This window comes from Mesorhizobium sp. M0960 (assembly GCF_040319055.1).
GTDB lineage: Bacteria > Pseudomonadota > Alphaproteobacteria > Rhizobiales > Rhizobiaceae > Mesorhizobium.
The window spans coordinates 663417-682998 of record NZ_JAMYNN010000001.1; the positions used below are offsets into that span (position 1 = coordinate 663417).

Below are 19582 nucleotides of genomic sequence, written 5' to 3' on the forward strand. Positions count from 1 at the left end.
GGGCTGCCCTCAGGGGGCCACCTCGTCTTGAACCGGCCGGATCAGCGCCTTTGCCGCAGCTGATCCCGCCGCAAGGATGCGATCCGACAATTCCGTCCCTTCCAGGGCGCGGGCCAGTTGAAGCGCGCCGATGAGCGTTGCAAACACACCCAACGCAACGCCCTCTGGATCGTTGGTCGGCGGCAGAGCGTCGGCTATCTGACGCACCAGGGATTGGGCGCGTTCGGCATAGAGGACCCGCGTTTCAGGCGGCTGCCGCGCTATTTCCGGCAGTAGCGCGGCCGAAGCGCAGCCCTTTCCAGGATTGTCCCGGTGCTCGGCCGATAGATATGCCTCTATGGCCATTTCCGGACCGCCGGCGGCCAACGCTTCCTGCACTTGCTGCGACTGCGCGTCCAGGGCCGCCGCCACGCTTTCACGGACGAGCTCCGCCTTGGACTGAAAGTGCGGATAGAAGGCCCCGTTCGTCAGCCCGGCGTCGCTCATGATGGTCGCCAGCCCGGACGCCGCGATGCCGTCAGATCGAAAACGTTCGGCGGCGACCTCCATGATCCGGCTGCGTGACGCGTCTTTTCGGCCCTTTTCGTAGCGCATGTCTTTCTTTCCTGTCCTGCTATTGCATTATGCTCATAATCTGATATTACGACCATAATTCAATTCGTGGAAATAAGCTAGACCTCTCGAACCTGGAACATCAAAAATGAATGGGAATTCTGAAAAAACCGCAATCGTGACCGGAGCCTCCTCGGGCATCGGCCGCGCCAGCGCCGAGGCCTTGGCGCGGGCGGGGTTCACTGTCTTTGGCACAAGTCGCCGCAAGTCCAGTAGTGGCCCGGAAGGGGTGACCATGCTGGCATGCGACGTGACCGATGATGCGGCCGTCACTGCGCTCGTTGCCACTGTGCTCGCGCAGACCGGCCGGATCGATCTCCTGGTCAACAATGCCGGTGTCGGCCTGCTAGGGGGTGCCGAGGAATCCTCGGTCGCACAGGTACAAGCCCTGTTCGACGTCAATCTGTTCGGCGTCATGCGGATGACCAACGCAGTATTGCCGTCGATGCGGCGGCGCGGCCAAGGGCGCATCATCAATATCGGCTCCATTCTGGGATTGGTACCCGCGCCATACTCAGCGCATTACTCGGCAGTCAAGCACGCGCTCGAAGGCTATTCGGAATCGCTCGACCACGAGGTGCGCGCCTTCAACGTCCGCGTTTCCGTCATCGAGCCGGCATTCGTCCGCACCGTCTTCGACCAGAACGGCATCGAGCCGGATTCGCTGTTGAAGGAATACGATCGGGCTCGAGCCGGGCTCAAGGCGTTGCTGGGCGATGTGATGCCGATAGCCGATCGGCCGGAAGTGGTGGCGAATGTGGTCGTCAAGGCGGCGACCGATGCCCGTCCGCGACGGCGTTACACCGCTGGCAAGGCAGCGCGCCAGGTCAGCCTGCTGCGCCGCTTTGCCCCCGCGGGGATGTTCGACAAGAGCCTGCGCAAGCAGTTCCGCTTGCCGGTCTGAACAACAAAGCCAGGGGATTTCGCGCATATGCGACTAGCAACCACAACACATTTGGTCAGGCCCTTGTGCGCAAACTCATCCTGGCTGGCACGGGGCCGGCCGGTGGCGAAGGCATCGACAAAGTGACGCCGCTGACGATCGTGGACATGATCAAGGGCGCGCTGACTTTGCGGGATCCGAAATACTATCTCTTCTTCACAACGACGCCGAATGGGCGCCGCGCCGCAAACGCATTTCTGCAACGGCTGAAAGAGCGCCGGTCCAACCGGGACAAGGCGGTATCGCTGAGCGCCTTCGGCGCGCAACTCAAGGCGATCAAGGCCTACGGACTCCAGGCGCCGCAAGACCTGAGCGCTATCCGCATTCCCACTTTGGTTGCGAATGGCGACCAGGACAGGATGGTGCCGAGCAGCAATACCTACGATCTCGCCGGGCGTATCCCAGGGGCGCATCTGGTTATCTATCCGGATGCCGGGCATGGCGGGGTAGTTCAGAACTACGCCGATTTCGTCCCGAAAGCCCTGTCCTTCATCGAGGCTGAGGTCTTGCCGCAGGGCGGCCATGCAACTGAAAACGTTCGGCTTGTTTTGTCGCGGAACACCAACAGACATTCTTAGAAAGTAACTGCCATGAAGGCATTCGTTGTCGATAAATATAATAAAAAGGGCCTTCTGCGGCTGGCCGAAATGCCGGAGCCGCAGCTCCAGGACAGCGATGTCCTGGTCGAGGTTCATGCCGCAGGGGTGAACCTGCTCGATTCCAAGGTCAGAACCGGAGAATTCAAGCTCATCCTGCCCTATCGCCGGCCCTTCATCCTGGGCCACGACGTGGCTGGGAAGGTTATCCGCGTGGGATCGAAAGTCCGCAAGTTCAAGGCCGGCGACGATGTCTATGCGCGGCCGCGCGATGGCCGGATTGGGACATTCGCCGAGTTCATCGCCATGGATGAAGCCGATGTGGCCTTGAAGCCTGAGAATCTCAGCATGGAAGAGGCGGCCTCGATTCCCCTGGTCGGTCTCACCGCCTGGCAGACGCTTATCGACAGGGCAAACCTGAAGAAGGGACAGAAGGTCTTCATCCAGGCTGGTTCCGGGGCGTGGGAACATTCGCTATTCAGTTGGCCAAGCACCTCGGCGCGACCGTTGCGACAACCGCGAGCGCGTCGAGTGCCGATCTGGTGAAAAGTCTCGGCGCCGATGTTGTCGTCGACTACAGGCAAGAAGACTTCGAGAAGGTTCTGTCGGGCTACGATGTCGTCTTGAACAGCCAGGACGCCAAGACGCTCGAAAAATCCCTGAGCGTGCTGAAACCGGGTGGGAAGCTCATCTCCATCTCGGGTCCACCGGATCCCGAGTTTGCCAGGGAAAAGGGACTGAATTTGATGCTGAGGCTGGTGCTGCGCCTCCTGAGCCGCGGAATTCGGGCCAAAGCCAAGCGCCGTGCCGTGCAGTTTTCGTTCCTTTTCATGTGGGCGCAGGGCGATCAGCTGAGCAAAATCGCCGCTCTAATCGAATCCGGCGCGATCCGCCCGGTTCTGGATCGGGTCTTTCCATTCGAAGCGACCAATGAGGCTCTGGCCTATGTCGAAACAGGACGCGCCAAGGGCAAGGTCGTCATCAAGGTCAGATAGCAGTTGCCTCGAACGCAGCCCTGAGCGTCTCGAACGGCGCCAGGGCGCCGCGCACCTGTACGACGGCGGCGGCGACGCGATGGGCGCGCTGCACCGCCTCAGTCGGCGCATGGCCGGCAAGGCGGGCGGCGAGATAGGCGCCATTGAAGGAGTCGCCGGCGCCGGTGGTGTCGACCGGGGTGGCGACGTGTACCGCCGGCACGGTTTGCAAGGTTCCGTTTTGCGCGATCAGCGCCGGTTCCTCGCCGTTCTTGACGACGACCTCGCCGACCAGCTTTCGCAGCCGTTCGGCTGTTTCCTGCGGTGTCGTATCACCAAACAGCATCTGCTCGTCGGGAAAGGTGGGTAGCGCGATGTCGGCGACGGCGAGCGCCTCGAGGATCGCGGCCTGCGCTTCCTCGCTTTGGCGCCACAGCCGCGGCCGGTAATTGGGATCGAAGGCGATCAGCGAGCCGGCCGCGCGCGCCTTGGCCACGGCCGTCAGCAGTACCTTGCGCGCACCCTCGTCGAGGATTGCCAAAGTGATTCCGGAAAAATAGACCAGCGCCTGGTTTTCAAGGCTTTTCTGTAAAGCGGCTGGGTCCGAAGCCAACTGCCTCGCGGCCGCATCGGCCCGCCAATAGGTGAACGAACGTTCGGCGCCGGTCAGCGTGATCGCATAGAGGCCGGGGCGGGCGCCCGCTATCACCGGGCTGGCGCCGACGCCGATGCCGTTTTCGGCGAGGAATTTGATCTGGTCGCCCGAGAACGGGTCGTCGCCGAAGGCCGAGACATAGGTCGCCGGCCGCTCGCCGCTCAAGGCATGCAGCGCCCATAAAGTGTTGAACGTGTCGCCGGCAAAGCCCATGCGCCAGTTCGGCCCGGCCTGGCCCGAAAGCTCGAGCATGCACTCGCCGATCGAGGCGACGCCGTTTCCTGCCATGAAGTACTCCTCCATCCGTGCAATTGCGGTGCTGTAGCTTTTTGCGGCCGGCAGCGCCATGCTTGGCGACGGCGGATTCTTGCGCTGGGCGCGATTTCCCACAGGGGCGTGGGACGCGATCTGCCCAGCGAATCGTTATCCGCAGAACAGGAATGGGTTTGGCATCGTTATGGCGTTATCTTCTTGGAGGCTTCGGCCTGGCTGCCTTGCTCGCCGGTGTGCTGGCCGTCGTCTATCTGACGGCGCCGCATGCGCCGCAACCAAGCTCGGACGTCGGCCGTTCAAGGACGACGGCGAACAAGCTGTTCGTGGCGACTTTCGAGCCCGAGAAAGGCGTCATCCGGCAGGGCGAACTGGAGTCCTGGCTGCTCACATTGAAAACCGTCGAGGGTGCGCCGGTGGAAGGTGCTGCGATAACGATTTCCGGCGGCATGCCGCAGCACAAGCACGGTCTGCCGACCAGCCCGCAGGCGACCGATTACCTCGGCGAGGGACGCTATCGCATCGACGGCGTGAAATTCACGATGAGCGGGTGGTGGCAGTTGCATTTTGCCATTTCCGCCGCGGCCGGTTCGGACACTGTCGTCTTCAACGTGGTGCTGTGAGCCATAGATGAGCCGGTTTTCCAGTCTTCTCGCGTTGGTGATGGTGGCCGTGCTCGCCGGCTGCGGCAGGCCGGAGTTTTCCGACGCCGAGAAGCAAACCGTCGCCTCATTGGCGCTGTCCAAGCTGCCGCCGCTGAAGCCCGACACGACCAATCGCTTTGCCGAGGTGCCGGCCGCCGCGGCACTCGGTTCGACGCTGTTCTTCGACACCGGGATGAGCGGCGGCGGCACCGTATCCTGCTCGACCTGCCACAAGATCGACCGCCAGTTCCAGGACGACCTGCCGCAAGCGGTCGGCGTCGGCCGCACCAACCGGCGTACCATGCCGCTGGCCGGCGTCGCGCATGATCCCTGGTTCTTCTGGGACGGGCGGCGCGACAGCCTGTGGGCGCAAGCACTGACGCCGCTCGAAAATCCGCTGGAGCAGGCCGGCAACCGCGCCGCCTTCGCGCATTACATCAAGGCCCGTTTCGGCGAGCGCTACGAGCGCATCTTCGGGCCGCTGCCGGACCTTTCGGGTGTGCCGGCCAATGCCAGCCCGCTCGGCGCCGATGCCGAGAGGGCGGCCTGGAACGCCATGCCGGAGGCGCAAGCCGAGGAGGTCAATCGCGTCTTTGCCAATATCGGCAAGGCGATCGCCGCCTTCGAGCGCTCGATCGCGCCGCCGCAGACACGCTTCGACCGTTTTGCTACCGATCTTGCGGTGGGCGCCGAGCCGCAAGGCGACGCCGTCTTTTCGCCGGAGGAAATCCTCGGCCTGAAGCTGTTCATCGGCAAGGCCAATTGCGTGACCTGCCACAACGGCCCGCGTTTTACCGACGGCAGTTTTCACAACACCGGCGTGCCGCCTGTCGCGGGCCTGCCGCCGGATCGCGGCCGCGTCGACGCGGTGGCGCAGGTCGAGGCCGATCCGTTCAACTGTTTCGGCACCTTTCGCGACGGTGATGCCAGCGCCTGCCGCGAGTTGCGCTTCATGGTCAAGGCCGGGCCGGAACTCATTCGTGGGTATAAGACGCCGTCGCTGCGCGGTGCCGCCACCCGGCCGCCCTACATGCATGCCGGGCAGTTTTCCTCGCTGGACGAAGTGGTGGCGCATTATTCCAAGGCGCCGGCCAGTGTCGAAGGCGTATCCGAGATCCACCCGCTGCAGCTTTCGGACCGCGAACGCGCGGCTCTGGTGGCGTTTTTGAAGACGCTGGCGGAGTGAGACCGGGTTTGTCTGCGACAAGAGCGGACCACCGTCTTGGGCCGCCAAATAACGTTGACACGATGCAGGGTCGCTGCTCATGATAACCAAGGCGCAAAGTGCGATACCTCAGGCTGTGGGAGGATAAAATGCAGCCACTTGAAATCGACGCCAAGCCTCAACCTGTTTCAATTGACCCCGCCAAGACCGCAGTTCTCGTCGTGGACATGCAGAATGACTTCGGCTCGAAAGGCGGGATGTTCGACAGAGCCGGCATCGATATCTCCGGGATTCAGCGGGCTGTCCGCCCTACCGCAAGTGTTATAGCGGCCGCCCGCAAATCGAGACTGCCCGTCATCTATCTGAAGATGGGATATCATCCCGACCTTTCGGATCTTGGGACGTCGGACGCCCCCAATCGTCTCCGACATCTCCAGATCTTTGGGGTCGGTGAGAACATGACAGCGCCGGATGGCAGTGAGAGCCGGATTCTGATCCGCGACACCTGGGGAACAGATATCGTCAACGACCTAAGGCCGGAGGCGGGGGATGTTGTCCTCTACAAAACCCGGTTCAGCGGTTTCTACGAGACCGAACTCGATGCGGTTCTGAAGACCGCAGGCGTCAAACACCTGATCGTGACAGGGTGCACGACCAGCGTGTGTGTGGAGTCGACAATTCGGGATGCCTTCTTCAGGGACTATCACTGTATCCTGCTGACGGATTGCACGAGCGAACCGATCGCGTTGGAGGCCCCACGGAGCAATCATGACGCCTCGATTACGCTCGTGCATACTCTTTGGATGGACATCGACGTCCGACCATTTCCTGAGGGCGATCGAGGAGCAATGTCAGGAGCGTCTTGAACGAGCCGGATGAGCTGACGAGATATCAGTGAGCGCCTACCGATCCTTCACCGTCTCCATCGCCACGAAGGTCGAGGTCTGCGCGACGTGCGGCAGGGCCGAGATGCGCTCGCCGAGCACGCGGCGGTAGGCGGCGATATCGGTGGTGCGGACCTTCAAGAGATAGTCGAAGCTCGATGCCATCATGTGGCACTGCTCGATCTCCGGCACCGTCTGCACGGCGCGGTTGAAGGCGTCGAGCGCGGCCGAGCGGGTGTCGGACAGTTTCACCTGGACGAAGGCAACATGGCCTTCGCCCATGCGCTCACGGTCGATGATCGCCTGGTAGCCCCTGATGAACCCGTCCTTCTCCAGCCGCTTCACCCGCGCCTGAACCGGCGTCTTCGACAGGCCGACTTTTGCCGCCAGTTCCGACATGGAAAGCCGGCCGTTGCTGCCCAGGGCCGACAGGATGTTCCTGTCGATGCGGTCCAATTGGTCTTCTCCCATCGGATTCCTGGTCGAATTGGAGGCGATCAGCCATAATGATAGATCAATCGATCTGTTCTGTCGATTTCTTTGGACCGACTGGAGTCGCTACTTATGTTAGCTTGCGCCATTCGGTCCGGTGACCGCCGGCCCGCTCCCTTGTGCTCGTTCTACAGGTCCGCCATGCCAGCGCTCGACACCATCCGCCAGCAGATCCGTGCCAATTATTTGCCCGACGAAGACCAGGCGGTGAAGCGGCTGGCCGAGGCGGCCGGGCTGTCCGTGCAAGACCGCAAGGCGATTTCGGCCCGTGCCGCCGATCTGGTGCGGGCGGTGCGCGGCTCGTCCGATCCCCGGCTGATGGAAGTGTTCCTGTCCGCCTACGGCCTCTCGACCAAGGAGGGCGTGGCGCTGATGTGCCTGGCCGAGGCGCTGCTGCGGGTGCCCGACACCGAGACGATGGACGACCTCATCGCCGACAAGATTGCGCCGCACGACTGGTCGGCGCATTCGGGCGGTTCGAGTTCGATCTTCATCAATGCATCGACCTGGGCGCTGATGCTGACCGGCCGCGTGCTCGACGAAGGCGAGGGCGGCATCGAAGGCACGCTGCGCGCGATGGTGCGCCGGCTGGGCGAGCCGGTCATCCGCAAGGCAGTCGCCGCCGCCATGCGCGAGATGGGCGAGCAGTTCGTGCTCGGCCGCACCATCGCCGAGGCCGTCAGGCGCGGCCGGCCGATGACCCAGAAGGGCTATCTCTATTCCTTCGACATGCTGGGCGAAGCGGCCCGCACCGAGGCCGACGCGTTGCGCTATCTCAAGGCCTATGCCGACGCCATCTCTTCGCTCGATGCCGGCGCCAACGGCCCCGACATCCGCCAGAACCACGGCATTTCGGTAAAACTGTCGGCGCTTCATCCGCGCTATGAGGTGACACAGAAGGAGAAGATGCTGCCGGTGATGGCCGAGCGGCTTTTGTCGCTGGCACTGGCGGCGCGCCATTCGCGCATGGGACTCAACATCGACGCCGAGGAAGCCGACCGCCTCGATTTGTCGCTCGACGTCATCGAGCGGGTGTTGGCCGAGCCGGAGCTTGCCGGCTGGAACGGTTTTGGCGTCGTCGTCCAGGCCTATGGACCGCGCGCCGCCTTCGTCATCGACTGGCTCTACGCTCTGGCCAGGAAATACGACCGCAGCATCATGGTGCGGCTGGTCAAGGGCGCCTATTGGGACACCGAGATCAAGCGGGCGCAGACGCTCGGGCTCGACGGCTATCCGGTCTTTACCCGCAAGGCCAACACCGACGTCTCCTACTTGGCCTGCGCGAAGAAGCTGTTGTCGATGACCGACCGTATCTATCCGCAATTCGCCACTCACAATGCCCACACCGTCGCCGCCATCCTGTCGATGACGACGGAGCGCGATACATTCGAGTTCCAGCGCCTGCACGGCATGGGCGAAGCGCTGCATGAGACGGTGCGGCGGGCCGAAGGCACGCGCTGCCGCATCTATGCGCCGGTCGGCGCGCATTCCGACCTGCTCGCCTACCTGGTCCGCCGGCTGCTGGAGAACGGCGCCAATTCCTCCTTTGTCCACCAGCTCACCGACGAGGAGGTCGAGCCCGAGGACATTGCCCGCGACCCGCTCGAAACGGTGGAGAAACAAGGCCCCGCCGCCAATCCGGCGATCGTGCCGCCGTCGGCGATCTTTGGCCCCGGCCGGCGCAACTCCAAGGGTTTCGATATCACTGACACGCTGACGCTGGCGGCGATCCACAAGGCCAGGGCCGAGTTCGCCGGGCCGGAGCGCTGGCACGCCAAGCCGGTCAGCCGCGCCGCCGGCTACGGCAAGCAGCGTCCGGTGGTCAATCCGGCAAAACCTTCGGAAGTGGTCGGCACGGTCAGCGAGGCCGGCGCCAAGCAGGTCGAGACCGCCGTGCGCATCGCCGTCGAGGCACAACCGGCATGGGCAAGACACCCCGTCGCCGAGCGCGCCGCCATCCTCAACCGGGCGGCCGATCTCTATGAGGCGAACGCTGTCGAGTTCTTTGCGCTCGCCGCCCGCGAGGCCGGCAAGTCGCTGGCCGACGGCGTTGCCGAGGTGCGCGAGGCGGTCGATTTCCTGCGCTACTATGCGGCCGAGGCCGCCAATGCCGAGGCGGGCACCGAGGCGCGCGGCGCCATCGCCTGCATCTCGCCGTGGAATTTTCCGCTCGCCATCTTCACCGGGCAGATCGCGGCGGCACTCGTCACCGGCAATTCCGTGATCGCCAAGCCGGCCGAGCAGACGCCGCTGATCGCTTTCCGCGCTGTCCAACTGCTGCGCGAGGCCGGCGTACCGGAAGACGTCATCCAGCTTCTGCCCGGCGACGGTCCCTCGGTCGGCGGCCCGCTGACCGCCGATCCGCGCATTGCCGGCGTCTGCTTCACCGGCTCGACCGATGTCGCCAAACTGATCGAAAAGCAGCTAGCCGAGACCGCCGCGCCCGACGCCATGCTGATCGCCGAAACCGGCGGCCTGAACGCCATGATCGTCGATTCCACGGCGCTGCCTGAACAGGCGGTGCGCGATATCCTGGCCTCCGCCTTCCAGAGTGCCGGCCAGCGCTGCTCGGCACTGCGCATTCTCTACGTGCAGAAGGACGTCGAGAAGAAGATGCTGGAGATGCTGAAAGGCGCTATGGAAGCGCTCAGCCTCGGCGACCCCTGGCGGATCTCGACCGATGTCGGCCCGGTCATCGACGACGAGGCACAAGCGTCGATCCGCGACTATTGCACGAAAATGGGCCTGCAGGGCCGGCTGATCGCCAAGCTCGAAGCGCCGAAGGACGGCCGCTTCGTCGCGCCGCACGTCTTTCGGGTCAAGAGCATCGAGGAGTTGGAACGCGAGGTGTTCGGCCCGGTGCTGCACGTCGCCACCTTCGATGCCGACGAGATCGATGCGGTGATCGCCGCGATCAACCGCAAGGGCTACGGCCTGACCTTCGGCCTGCACACCCGCATCGAAGGCCGCGCGCAGCATTTCGTCGACGGCATCCATGCTGGCAACATCTACGTCAACCGCAACCAGATCGGCGCCGTCGTCGGGGCGCAGCCCTTCGGCGGCGAGGGGCTTTCCGGCACCGGACCGAAGGCGGGCGGGCCACATTATCTCCGGCGCTTCCGCAAGGGGCCGGAGGCCGGCACCCATCTTGCCGAAGGCCGCAAGGTGACGGCGACCGAGCTCGCCGACAATCTGCCGGACCCGGCCTTTGGCGGCTGGTCGACGCGGCCGGATCGCGTCGCCATCCTGAGGAAACATCTGCGCGGCAAGGGTGCCGCGGCCATCGGTGCCGCCGCCGGCATCGATTTCGGCCAGGTCGACCTGCCCGGGCCGACCGGCGAGGCCAACACGTTGTCGCTGTCGCCGCGCGGGCGCGTGCTGTGCCTCGGTCCCGACGCGGATACCCTGCTTGCGCAGACGATCCAGGCGCTGGCCGCCGGCAATGCCGTGCTCGCCGTCGCACCTGGCGCGCCTGCGGCACTGTCGGCGCTGACCGGCAAGGGCCTGCCGCTGGCGGCGATCGACGGCCGTCCGGACCCGGTCGAAGCGCGCTCGCTGCGGGTCGATGTCGTCGCCTTTTCCGGTACGCCCGAGGCCGCGCGCATCGTGCGCAAGGTCATCGCCGACCGCGCCGGCCCGATCGTACCGCTGGTCAGCGAAGTGTATTATCCGGCCGCCTATGCGCACGAGCGCGCCGTCTGCGTCGACACCACGGCGGCGGGCGGCAATGCCAGCCTGCTGGCCGCGGCATAGGGTTTCGCCAGGGCTCGCTCATCGCGGGCAGGGCGGCGCCGACTCTGCGTGGGGACGGTCGCTACCTGATACCGAGCGGCACCTCGAACTGCCAGGCCGAGCGACCGGCTCCGTCTGGAATCGGGGGAAACGGAGAAGCCCGGCGGACCGCGTCGAGAGCGGCCTTGTCCAGCGCGGCAACGCCTGAACTGCCCGTCAGCCTGGCCGACCGGACGCTGCCGTTCGAACCGACGGTAAAGGCAACCGTGGCTGTGCCCGTGGCGCGCGTGCGTGTCGAATTGAAGGCCCGCACCAGCTTTGATCGGATCTTGCCGGGGTAGTTTGTGACGGCTGCATTGCCGATGCCGGACTTGCCGCCCCTGCTGGCAGTCAGGATCTTGCCGTCCTTCTTGCCGTCGGCCGTGCCGCGCGCGACATCCATTTCGTCACGGCCGCCGGAGCCGGTCTTTTTCTTCTTGGAATCGGCTTTGGCAAGTGCCTTGCCCGCCTTCTTGCGCGAGACCGGCTTTTCAGGCTCGTTTGGTTCGGCTTTCCTGGCCGGCTTGTTCTTTGCGGTTGCCTTCTTCGGCTGCTTGGGCTTCGGCCTTTCCGGCTTCGGTTCTTCCGCCGCGACGACGGTCTCGACCGTCTGAACCGTTTCGGCCGGCGCCGGGTCGGCTGGTGCCGGAGCACTCGTTTCGGCAGGATCGGCCCTTTCGACCGTGCTGACTGGCGGCGGCACGGCATTGTCGTCAGTGGGCACCAGCCTGTCGGTCGCGAGAATGTCGGGCGATGGATCCGGGCGCGCCGGCTCGACAGGCTGGGCAGGCGCGGGCTCGGGGCGATCGGCAAGAGGAGCAGTTTCCGTGACGGCCTCGCTAACCGGCTCGACCACATCTTTTTCCGATGCTTCCGCCACATCGGTGACCGGCTGGAGCGCCTCCTCTGCCGCGGTTGCCTGCGCCTCGACCGTTTCGACGGGCTTGGCGTCGAGCATGGTCACCATCGTTACGTTGGTCACTTCCGGGTCGTCTCCGACATCGCCGGCCGCCTGCTGCGGATCGGCGCCGAGCAGCATTTCGCCTTGCTGGTCGGCACCTTCGATGCTTGGCCTGTCGTCCGGCAGGGTGAGAAAGGCCAGCGCCACCGCTGCGTGAAATGCGCAAGAGCAGGCGATCGCCACCGTCCAGTTGTGGCGCCGCTGCATCTGTCGTGCCTGCCGCAATGGCTCCGCCGGCACCGCAGTCAATTCGCCGTCGGCATCGGCGATGTAACTGTCTTCCGGTCTGTCGCGCGGCGAAACATGCAGCACCCCGCGAGGGATGGCGAAATCGGGATCGTCCGGTTCCGGCGGCAGGAAACCGGCCAATGGCCACGCCAGGGTGTTTCGCGCGAATGCCGGTTCCAGTCCCAAATTCAGACCCCGAAGGCGATGCCGGTCCTGGTCTGCGTCTTCAGCCCGCGCATGCAGGCATTCGGCTCGGCGCCGGCGCATTCCGTGGCGCTGTTGATCAACACGCGGCTGACCTTGCCGCAATCGGTGCCGGCAAGGTCGAAACGCGTCACCTTGGTCTTGCCTGCAGGCAGCTCCTTGAAATCGAGCACGGTCAGCCGGTCGACGACGCCGGCCTCGTTGAACAACGCGATCTCGAACGCCGCCTTGGAAAGACCGGCGCCGAGATTGTTGGTGACGACGAAGGTCAGGCGGCAGCCCTTGTCGGATGGCTGCGCGCCGTTCAGCTCGAGGATCAGCGCCGGCGCTTGCTGCTGTGTCCATGCCGGAGCCGCCGCAAGCGACATAGCCACCGCCGCGGCCAACAGACGAAGGGATGCTGTCACGCCTTGCCTCATCGTCAGCCTCGTTGCCCGGTGACCTGGGAGGAGGGGACGGTGACAAGGTCCGCCCGCTCGCCTTCATAGGAAATCGTGTGGCCATCGGTGAACGACGCCGAAAGCCCGGCAAAGCCCCAGGCTGCGTCATAGACGCCCTCCATCTCGAAGCCGTGGATCTTGGCCTTGGCGAAATTCTGATACTGGAAGCAGATCGGGATGCCCGGACCGAACGGGCAGCCGCTGGTCGGGTCGAACGCCGATAGCGTCACGCCGTCGATGTAATCGTCGACATTGTTGTTGAAATAGGCCGCCTTCAGCCGCAGCGCGTCGTCGGCCTCGATGACGCCGTTGGTGCTGTAGTTGACGCCAAACTCCACGGTCTTGCCGGTTTCGGGCTTGAGATTGGGGTTGGGGAGGAACGGGAAGCTGACGCCTGCTGGATGGTTGCCGCTGATCAGGGTCTCCGACAGCGACGGAGAACGATAGCCTTCCGCGTAGGTACCGTAGAATTGCAGCCCGGAAAGGCTAGCGCTTTCGAAGGGCGAAATGCCCACTGTGATGCGTGGCGACAGCCGGTCGCCAGAGGTTTCGCCGACATCGCTGTCTAGCTTGTAGCTGTCGTAACGCAGCCCGGCGATGACCTCGAGCCAGTCCCAGGTGAGCTTGTCCTGGACGTAGGCGCCGGAGACGTTCCTGTTGCCCGAGGGGGTGTAGAAACTGTCGCCGCCTGCCGTGCCGCCTGTCTCGACATCGTCGCCAACCCAGTCGCCGCCATAGGTCAGCTCATGCGCGATTCCAACGGTCTCGAATCTCGACGTGTTCCAGATGTCGATGCCGGAGGTCCCGATGTCGAACGTCGATTTCGAACCCGCCGGCAAAACCACGGGCAGACCGGTGACCGGATCAAACCGGTTTTGCGCCACAAGGGTCGTCAGATCGAGCTTGGTCTTGTTGTAAGAGGCGTTGATGTGGAGATCGAGCCAGCTCTTGTCTTCGTCGGTGATGTTGTAGCGGGCCGTGAAGGTATTCGCCTTCAGGTCGGCGTCGTTCACCGGCGCGCTGCCGCTGGTCTCGGTCCATCCGTCGTTCGAGCCGATCCAGCCGAGCTTCAGCTCGCTGTTTTCGCTGGGGCGGCGGATGGTCGTCTTGAGGAGGCCGCTCAAGACGTCGAAGCCAGTGCCCGCTACAGTGTCGCCGCCGCCATGCTTGTAGTCGTCATAGTCGCGGTAGACGATGTTGCCGAGCACGTCCCAGTTCTCGTTTATCCGGTAGGCGCCGGTGGCGCTGGTGGTCCAGCCTTCACCGTTGGTTTCGTAACGCCCGGTCGCGGATGCCGCCCAGGTCTCGTCGGGCTTGAGGAAATCCTGAGCATCCTTGGTATCGAAAAAGACGACGCCGCCGATCGCCCCGGAGCCGTAGGTATTGACGACCGGACCGCGGATCACGTCGACGGATTTGATCAATTCGGGATCGATGTAGAAGGTCGATTGCGTGCCGTGATCCGAGCGCTGGAAATTCTGGCGGGCACCGTCGACGATGACGGAGACGCGGCCGAAGTCCTGCAGGCCGCGGATGTTGATGCTGGAGCTGACACGCCTTGCGTCGGCCTGGACGGCGACACCCGGCACACCGAACAGCATGTCGTTGGGCGTCGTCGCCATGCGGCGCTCTAGCTGTTCCTCGTCGACATGGCTGGCTGAAGCAAGCGACTCGATCGCCGTCTCGCCGGTGCGGCTGAGGATCAGGATCTTGTCGAGCAGCGTGGCACCCGCCGGGGCGGGCTTTGCCTGTTCTGGCGGTTGAGACGGGTCAGTCTGCTGCTGGTCGGCTGCCGGTTGGGCAGCCTGCTGGGCGCCGGCCGGTGCGGCGAGCAGCGGGATCGCCGCCGCGCCGGCCAGCAACGCGGCCATTTTGCTTGTCATAGAACAGTGTGCCAGGCCGCTGCCCGCCGGCCGTCCCCAATTCGCCAACCCCATGCTGCAACTCCAAGAATCCATGTTCGATGCTGGCTGGCTTGGGGCTCGCTGGCATTTTTCATCGCGTCCGGCGTCTTAAATGTTGACTCATTTACTCCGGTATTGCACTGCTAGATAACATGACCATTCGAGTCAAGAATTGAATTGGCATTTCACGCAGGCGCCGAGCCAGATGCCCGGCACAGAACAGGGAGCGAACCCATGAACACGCACAATCCCAGCGACTTTCGCTATCGCGTCCGCCGTTCCGACGAAAATTCCGTCCGTTTCGAACGGGTCCAATCGGCCGTGAGAACGCTGTCCAGCAACACGCTGTTCCAGGGCGAGCACGAGATCGGCATCGAACATCACGGTGCGCTGTATCGGCTGAAGATCACCCGGCAGGGCAAGCTCATCCTCAACAAGTAGGTGGTGGAAATGGACCAGCGCGTAAAACCCGCCCCGCACGAGATCCGACGGGCACGGGTAGACAATCCGAAAATGCGCGAGCGCGACCTCGCCGCCCAACTCGGTATTTCGGAGGCCGAACTGGTCGCCGCGCATTGCGGCGACGGGGTCGTGCGGGTCGAGCCGCGTGTCAACGACCTTTTGACTGGTCTCGAAGCTGTCGGTGAGGTGATGGCGCTGACCCGCAACGAAAGCGCGGTGCACGAGAAGATCGGCGTCTACGACAAGGTCGTCACCGGCAATCACAATGCCATGGTGCTCGGCGAAAACATCGACCTGCGCATCTTCCCGAAAGTCTGGGCGCACGGCTTTGCGGTGGAAAAGCGCGACGGCGCCGACATCCGTCGCAGCCTGCAGTTCTTCGACGCCGCAGGCGAGGCGATGCACAAGGTGCATCTCAGACCCGCATCCAACCTCTATGCCTATCAGAAGCTGGTGGCAGGGCTGGAATCTCCGAACCAGGAACCGACGGTGGCGATTTCAGCGGGCGCGGCTGACGACGAGATCGAGACTGCGGACAATTCGGCCAGCGTCGAGGATCTGCGCGACCGCTGGAGCCAACTAACCGACGTGCATCAGTTCTTCGGCATGCTGAAGACACTGAAGCTCAGCCGCCGGCAGGCGGTGCGCTTGGTCGGCCAGGATTATGCCTGGCTGGTCGATAACGATGCGGTGAGCGCCATGTTCAACCACGCCGCCGCTGGCGCCATGCCGATCATGTGCTTTGTCGGCAATCGTCTGCATCCAGATCCATTCCGGCCCCGTCGCCTCGATCAAGCCGATGGGACCATGGCTCAATGTGCTCGACGAGACCTTCCATCTGCACCTGCGGACCGACCACATCGATGAGGTCTGGGCCGTGCGTAAGCCGACCAAGGACGGCCATGTCACGTCGCTCGAAGTCTATGGCACCGACGGCAAGATGATCATCCAGTTCTTCGGTAAGCGGCATGAGGGCGAAAGCGAGCGCGAAGACTGGCGCTTTCTGGCCGAAAACCTGCCGCGTATCCCAAGCCCGACCGCAGCCTGAGGAAACGATGATGGTTCTTTTCTCCAGGCTGGCATCGGTCTCCAGGTCGGCGCTTGGTCCTGCGGCCGCTGTTTTCCTGGCGTTCGCCGTGCTGATGCCGGCTCAGGCCGCCGAAGGCATCGCGACTTTCGCCGACCGCTCGAGGATCGTGGCCATCGGCGGCTCGATCACCGAGATCGTCTACGCGCTCGGCGAACAGGATCGCCTTGTCGCGCGCGATTCGACCAGCCGCTATCCGCAAGCGGCGGCGGAACTGCCTGATGTCGGCTACATGCGCCAGCTGTCGCCGGAGGGTGTGCTGTCGGTCAATCCGTCGGGTATATTGGCCCTGCACGGAAGCGGACCGAAGGAAGCCGTCGACGTGCTGAAGAAATCGAGCATCCCGTTCATCGAGGTGCCCGAGCGCTATGATAATCAAGGCATTCTGGAAAAGATCCACATCGTCGGCAAGGCGCTCGGCGTCGAGGCCAAGGCCGATGCCCTGGCAGCCCAGATCGACGCCAAGCTGAAGGCAGCCGAAAAGCAGACCGCCTCGATCAAGGAGCGCAAGCGCATCCTGTTCGTGCTGTCGATGCAGGGCGGCAAGCTGCTTGCCGCCGGCAGCGACACCGCAGCCGACGGCATCATCAAGCTTGCGGGCGGCATCAACGCCATCGACGGCTTTGCCGGCTACAAGCAATTGTCGGACGAGGCAGTCATCACCGCCAGGCCGGACGTGATCCTGATGATGAACAATGCCGGACCGGCCACCGCGGATGACGAATTGTTTTCGAACCCTGTCGTGGCTTCGACGCCGGCGGGTGCCGCCCGCAAGCTGATCCGCATGGACGGCGGCTATCTGCTCGGCTTCGGCCCGCGCACGGCCGACGCTATCCACGATCTCGCCGTCTCGCTCTATGGCGGCCAGGTCACGGATTGAGCGCGATGGCCGATCATTCGATCGCTGATGCGGCGGGCATCATGGCGACGGCAGCCGAGGGTGACCGTTCGCGGCGCGCCCGCCTCGTCATCGTGCTGCTCTGCGTCGGGCTGGCTATCGCCGTGCTGTTGTCACTGACCTCCGGCGCATCCGATGCCTCGGCCATCGGCGTCATGCACGACTGGCTGTTCGGCGCGTTGCCCGGCGACGCGGCATTGAGCGCCCGCGACCATGTGATCATCCATGACATCCGTCTGCCGCGCGTCATTCTGGGCGTACTGGTCGGCGCATCGCTTGCCGTCTCCGGTGCCGTCATGCAGGGTTTGTTCCGCAATCCGCTGGCCGACCCCGGCCTGATCGGCGTTTCGGCCGGATCGAGCCTCGGTGCGGTCGCCGTCATCGTGCTTGGCTCGACCATGCTGGCGCCGCTGACCTCGGCGCTCGGCACGCTGGCTCTGCCGCTGGCTGCGTTCTGCGGCGGGCTGGCGACGACATTGCTGCTCTATCAGGTCGCGACACGGCAAGGCCGGACCTCGGTCGCCACCATGCTGCTCGCCGGCATCGCGCTGGCGGCGCTTGCCATGGCGCTGACCGGCATCCTGATCTTCATGGCCGACGACCGGCAATTGCGCGACCTGACCTTTTGGCAGCTCGGCTCGCTGGGCGGCGCAACCTGGCAAAAAATCGGCTCCGTCGGGCCGATCATCGTGCTGGCGCTGGCGGCAATGCCGTTCCTGGCGCGCGGCCTCAACGCGCTGGCGCTTGGCGAGGCGACGGCCGGCCATCTCGGCATTCCGGTGCAGCGGCTGAAATACACCGCGATCGTCGGGGTCTCGGCAGCGGTCGGCGCGTCGGTCGCCGTCAGCGGCGGCATCGGTTTTGTCGGCATCGTCGTGCCGCATTTGCTGCGCCTGCTGATCGGCCCCGACAACCGTTACCTGCTGCCGGCATCGGCGCTGCTCGGCGCCGCGCTGCTGCTGTTGGCTGACGCCGTTGCCCGCACCATCGTTGCCCCGGCCGAATTGCCGATTGGGATCGTCACCGCGGTCGCCGGTGCCCCGTTCTTCCTGTGGATCCTGCTGCGCAAGCGCGGCGTCATCGACCTGTGAAAGTTTGCCTATGATCGAAGCGCGCGATGTCTCGGTGGCGATCGGCGGCAAGCGCATTGTCGCCAATGTCGATTTCGAGGCGCGGCCGGGCGAAATCGCGGCCATTGTCGGCCCCAACGGTTCGGGCAAGACGACCTTCCTCAGAGCACTGTCCGGCGATCTTGGCTATTCGGGAGAGGTCACCATCAACGGCCGCAATCTATCGGCGATGAAGCCGGTCGAGGCGGCGACGGTGCGCGCGGTGCTGCCGCAGGCGACGACGCTGTCCTTCCCGTTCACTGTGCGTGAGATCGTCAGGCTGGGCCTGGTCGGCGGGCGCTCCGGCGCGCTGCCCGGCGAGGACCAGCGCCTGCCCGAACGCGCGCTGGCGCGCGTCGACCTCGACGGTTTTGCCGGCCGCTTCTACCAGGAATTGTCCGGCGGCGAGCAGCAGCGCGTGCAGCTTGCCCGCGTACTCTGCCAGGTCTGGGCGCCGGTGCTCGACGGCAAGCCGCGCTATTTGTTCCTCGATGAGCCGGTGTCCAGCCTCGACATCAAACACCAGCTGATCATCATGGACATCGCGCGTGATTTCGCCAGACGGGGCGGCGGCGTGGTCGCCATCCTGCACGACCTCAATTTGACGGCGATGTATGCCGACCGGATTTTCGTCATGCATCGCGGCAGGCTCGCCGCTACAGGTTCGCCGCAACAGGTACTCAGCGATGAGCTGATCGAAAAGGTCTTCGATTGCCGGCTGAAGGTCGGCGTGTTGCCGGCAGGAAACATGCCGTTCGTTTTGCCGCAATCGGCAGCTTAGGCAATCAGAAAAATCAGGCGGCCGGCGCCCGTTGCACCAGCATGTCGATGCCGAGCAGGTGTCGCACATTCGGGCGCGCCGCCACCAGATCGGCGATCGTGTAGCGCGACAGCACGGCGAAGAAGGCGTTGAGCGCTTCGCGCAATGCCGAATTCAAGGCGCAGCTGTCGACCAGCGGGCATTCGGCGGCGTCGTTCTCGAAGCACTCGGCCATGGCAAAGCTTTCCTCCGTCACCCGCACGACATCGAACAGGCTGATCGTTTCGGCCGCGCGACCGAGCCTGACGCCGCCATTCCTGCCGCGCACCGTTTCGATCAAGCCGTTTTCGACCAGTGGCTGCAGGATCTTGAACAGGAAAAGTTCCGATACCGAATAGGCGGCGGCGATCTCGGGGATGCGGCTCAGCCGTTCGGTATTGGCGGCGCAATACATCAGAATGCGCATGGCGTAGTTGGTCTGACGGGTAAGCCGCATTGTGTCCTCACATAGCAGTGGTTGGGG

Annotated in this window: 16 protein-coding genes and 3 pseudogenes; 12 read left to right on the forward strand and 7 right to left on the reverse strand. The window is 64.2% G+C overall.

The features are described from left to right. Positions 1 to 9: 9 nt before the first annotated feature. A complete protein-coding gene (locus NKH63_RS03315; protein WP_352484205.1) occupies positions 10 to 594 on the reverse strand; it encodes a TetR/AcrR family transcriptional regulator in 585 nt (194 codons plus the stop codon). Positions 595 to 700: 106 nt separating this feature from the next. Here NKH63_RS03315 and NKH63_RS03320 point away from each other — a divergent pair, with 106 nt between their 5' ends. From NKH63_RS03320 to NKH63_RS03330, 3 genes and pseudogenes are all read left to right on the forward strand, one after another. Then, positions 701 to 1516: an oxidoreductase gene (locus tag NKH63_RS03320; protein ID WP_352484206.1), complete on the forward strand. Its 816-nt coding sequence runs from the start codon at positions 701 to 703 to the stop codon at positions 1514 to 1516. 62 nt (positions 1517 to 1578) lie between these two features. Further along, positions 1579 to 2055 (forward strand): annotated as a pseudogene (locus tag NKH63_RS03325) (alpha/beta fold hydrolase); the annotation flags it as partial. Between the two features lie 90 nt (positions 2056 to 2145). Further along, positions 2146 to 3146: pseudogene (locus tag NKH63_RS03330) on the forward strand (NADP-dependent oxidoreductase). Here NKH63_RS03330 and NKH63_RS03335 read toward each other — a convergent pair. Continuing rightward, on the reverse strand, positions 3139 to 4068 hold the full coding sequence (locus tag NKH63_RS03335; RefSeq protein ID WP_023719996.1) for a sugar kinase: 930 nt from the start codon (positions 4066 to 4068) through the stop codon (positions 3139 to 3141). The pseudogene NKH63_RS03330 and the gene NKH63_RS03335 overlap by 8 nt on opposite strands. A gap of 158 nt (positions 4069 to 4226) precedes the next feature. Here NKH63_RS03335 and NKH63_RS03340 point away from each other — a divergent pair, with 158 nt between their 5' ends. The 3 genes from NKH63_RS03340 (at position 4227) to NKH63_RS03350 (ending at position 6725) form a co-directional block, all read left to right on the forward strand. Then, positions 4227 to 4673, forward strand: coding sequence for a FixH family protein (locus tag NKH63_RS03340; protein WP_023719997.1), 447 nt, complete (start codon positions 4227 to 4229; stop codon positions 4671 to 4673). A 7-nt stretch (positions 4674 to 4680) separates the two neighbouring features. Then, positions 4681 to 5880, forward strand: a complete 1200-nt coding sequence (locus NKH63_RS03345; RefSeq protein WP_352917635.1) for a cytochrome-c peroxidase — start codon at positions 4681 to 4683, stop codon at positions 5878 to 5880. A 128-nt stretch (positions 5881 to 6008) separates the two neighbouring features. Beyond that, complete coding sequence (locus tag NKH63_RS03350) at positions 6009 to 6725, forward strand: cysteine hydrolase family protein (RefSeq protein WP_352484208.1); 717 nt, start codon at positions 6009 to 6011, stop codon at positions 6723 to 6725. Positions 6726 to 6761: 36 nt separating this feature from the next. Here NKH63_RS03350 and NKH63_RS03355 read toward each other — a convergent pair whose 3' ends face one another. After that, complete coding sequence (locus NKH63_RS03355) at positions 6762 to 7214, reverse strand: Lrp/AsnC family transcriptional regulator (protein ID WP_352484209.1); 453 nt, start codon at positions 7212 to 7214, stop codon at positions 6762 to 6764. A 162-nt stretch (positions 7215 to 7376) separates the two neighbouring features. Here NKH63_RS03355 and putA point away from each other — a divergent pair, with 162 nt between their 5' ends. Further along, positions 7377 to 10988: a bifunctional proline dehydrogenase/L-glutamate gamma-semialdehyde dehydrogenase PutA gene (gene putA, locus NKH63_RS03360; protein ID WP_352917636.1), complete on the forward strand. Its 3612-nt coding sequence runs from the start codon at positions 7377 to 7379 to the stop codon at positions 10986 to 10988. A 61-nt stretch (positions 10989 to 11049) separates the two neighbouring features. On the opposite strand, the gene NKH63_RS03365 is transcribed toward putA, so the two are convergent. The 3 genes from NKH63_RS03365 to NKH63_RS03375 are packed head-to-tail and all read right to left on the reverse strand — an operon-like array spanning position 11050 to position 14776. Continuing rightward, complete coding sequence (locus NKH63_RS03365; protein ID WP_352484211.1) at positions 11050 to 12336, reverse strand: energy transducer TonB family protein; 1287 nt, start codon at positions 12334 to 12336, stop codon at positions 11050 to 11052. Between the two features lie 47 nt (positions 12337 to 12383). After that, entirely contained in the window at positions 12384 to 12818 is a 435-nt protein-coding gene (locus NKH63_RS03370) for a hypothetical protein (protein ID WP_031194295.1), read from the reverse strand. A gap of 2 nt (positions 12819 to 12820) precedes the next feature. Continuing rightward, positions 12821 to 14776 carry a TonB-dependent receptor domain-containing protein gene (locus NKH63_RS03375; RefSeq protein WP_502896290.1) on the reverse strand — a complete coding sequence of 652 codons (1956 nt, stop codon included), beginning with the start codon at positions 14774 to 14776 and terminating at the stop codon, positions 12821 to 12823. Between the two features lie 201 nt (positions 14777 to 14977). Here NKH63_RS03375 and hemP point away from each other — a divergent pair, with 201 nt between their 5' ends. The 5 genes and pseudogenes from hemP to NKH63_RS03400 all read left to right on the forward strand — a co-directional run bounded on the left by hemP (position 14978) and on the right by NKH63_RS03400 (position 19080). Continuing rightward, a complete protein-coding gene (gene hemP / locus NKH63_RS03380; protein WP_023720005.1) occupies positions 14978 to 15184 on the forward strand; it encodes a hemin uptake protein HemP in 207 nt (68 codons plus the stop codon). Between the two features lie 9 nt (positions 15185 to 15193). Beyond that, positions 15194 to 16253 (forward strand): annotated as a pseudogene (locus tag NKH63_RS03385) (hemin-degrading factor). A gap of 10 nt (positions 16254 to 16263) precedes the next feature. After that, positions 16264 to 17172: a heme/hemin ABC transporter substrate-binding protein gene (locus NKH63_RS03390; protein ID WP_352484237.1), complete on the forward strand. Its 909-nt coding sequence runs from the start codon at positions 16264 to 16266 to the stop codon at positions 17170 to 17172. Between the two features lie 5 nt (positions 17173 to 17177). Continuing rightward, complete coding sequence (locus NKH63_RS03395; RefSeq protein ID WP_352484214.1) at positions 17178 to 18281, forward strand: FecCD family ABC transporter permease; 1104 nt, start codon at positions 17178 to 17180, stop codon at positions 18279 to 18281. A 10-nt stretch (positions 18282 to 18291) separates the two neighbouring features. Beyond that, positions 18292 to 19080 (forward strand): heme ABC transporter ATP-binding protein, encoded by a 789-nt coding sequence (locus tag NKH63_RS03400; protein ID WP_023720009.1) that lies wholly within the window; start codon positions 18292 to 18294, stop codon positions 19078 to 19080. Positions 19081 to 19093: 13 nt separating this feature from the next. On the opposite strand, the gene rirA is transcribed toward NKH63_RS03400, so the two are convergent. Beyond that, complete coding sequence (gene rirA, locus NKH63_RS03405) at positions 19094 to 19555, reverse strand: iron-responsive transcriptional regulator RirA (RefSeq protein WP_023720010.1); 462 nt, start codon at positions 19553 to 19555, stop codon at positions 19094 to 19096. Positions 19556 to 19582: the final 27 nt, after the last annotated feature.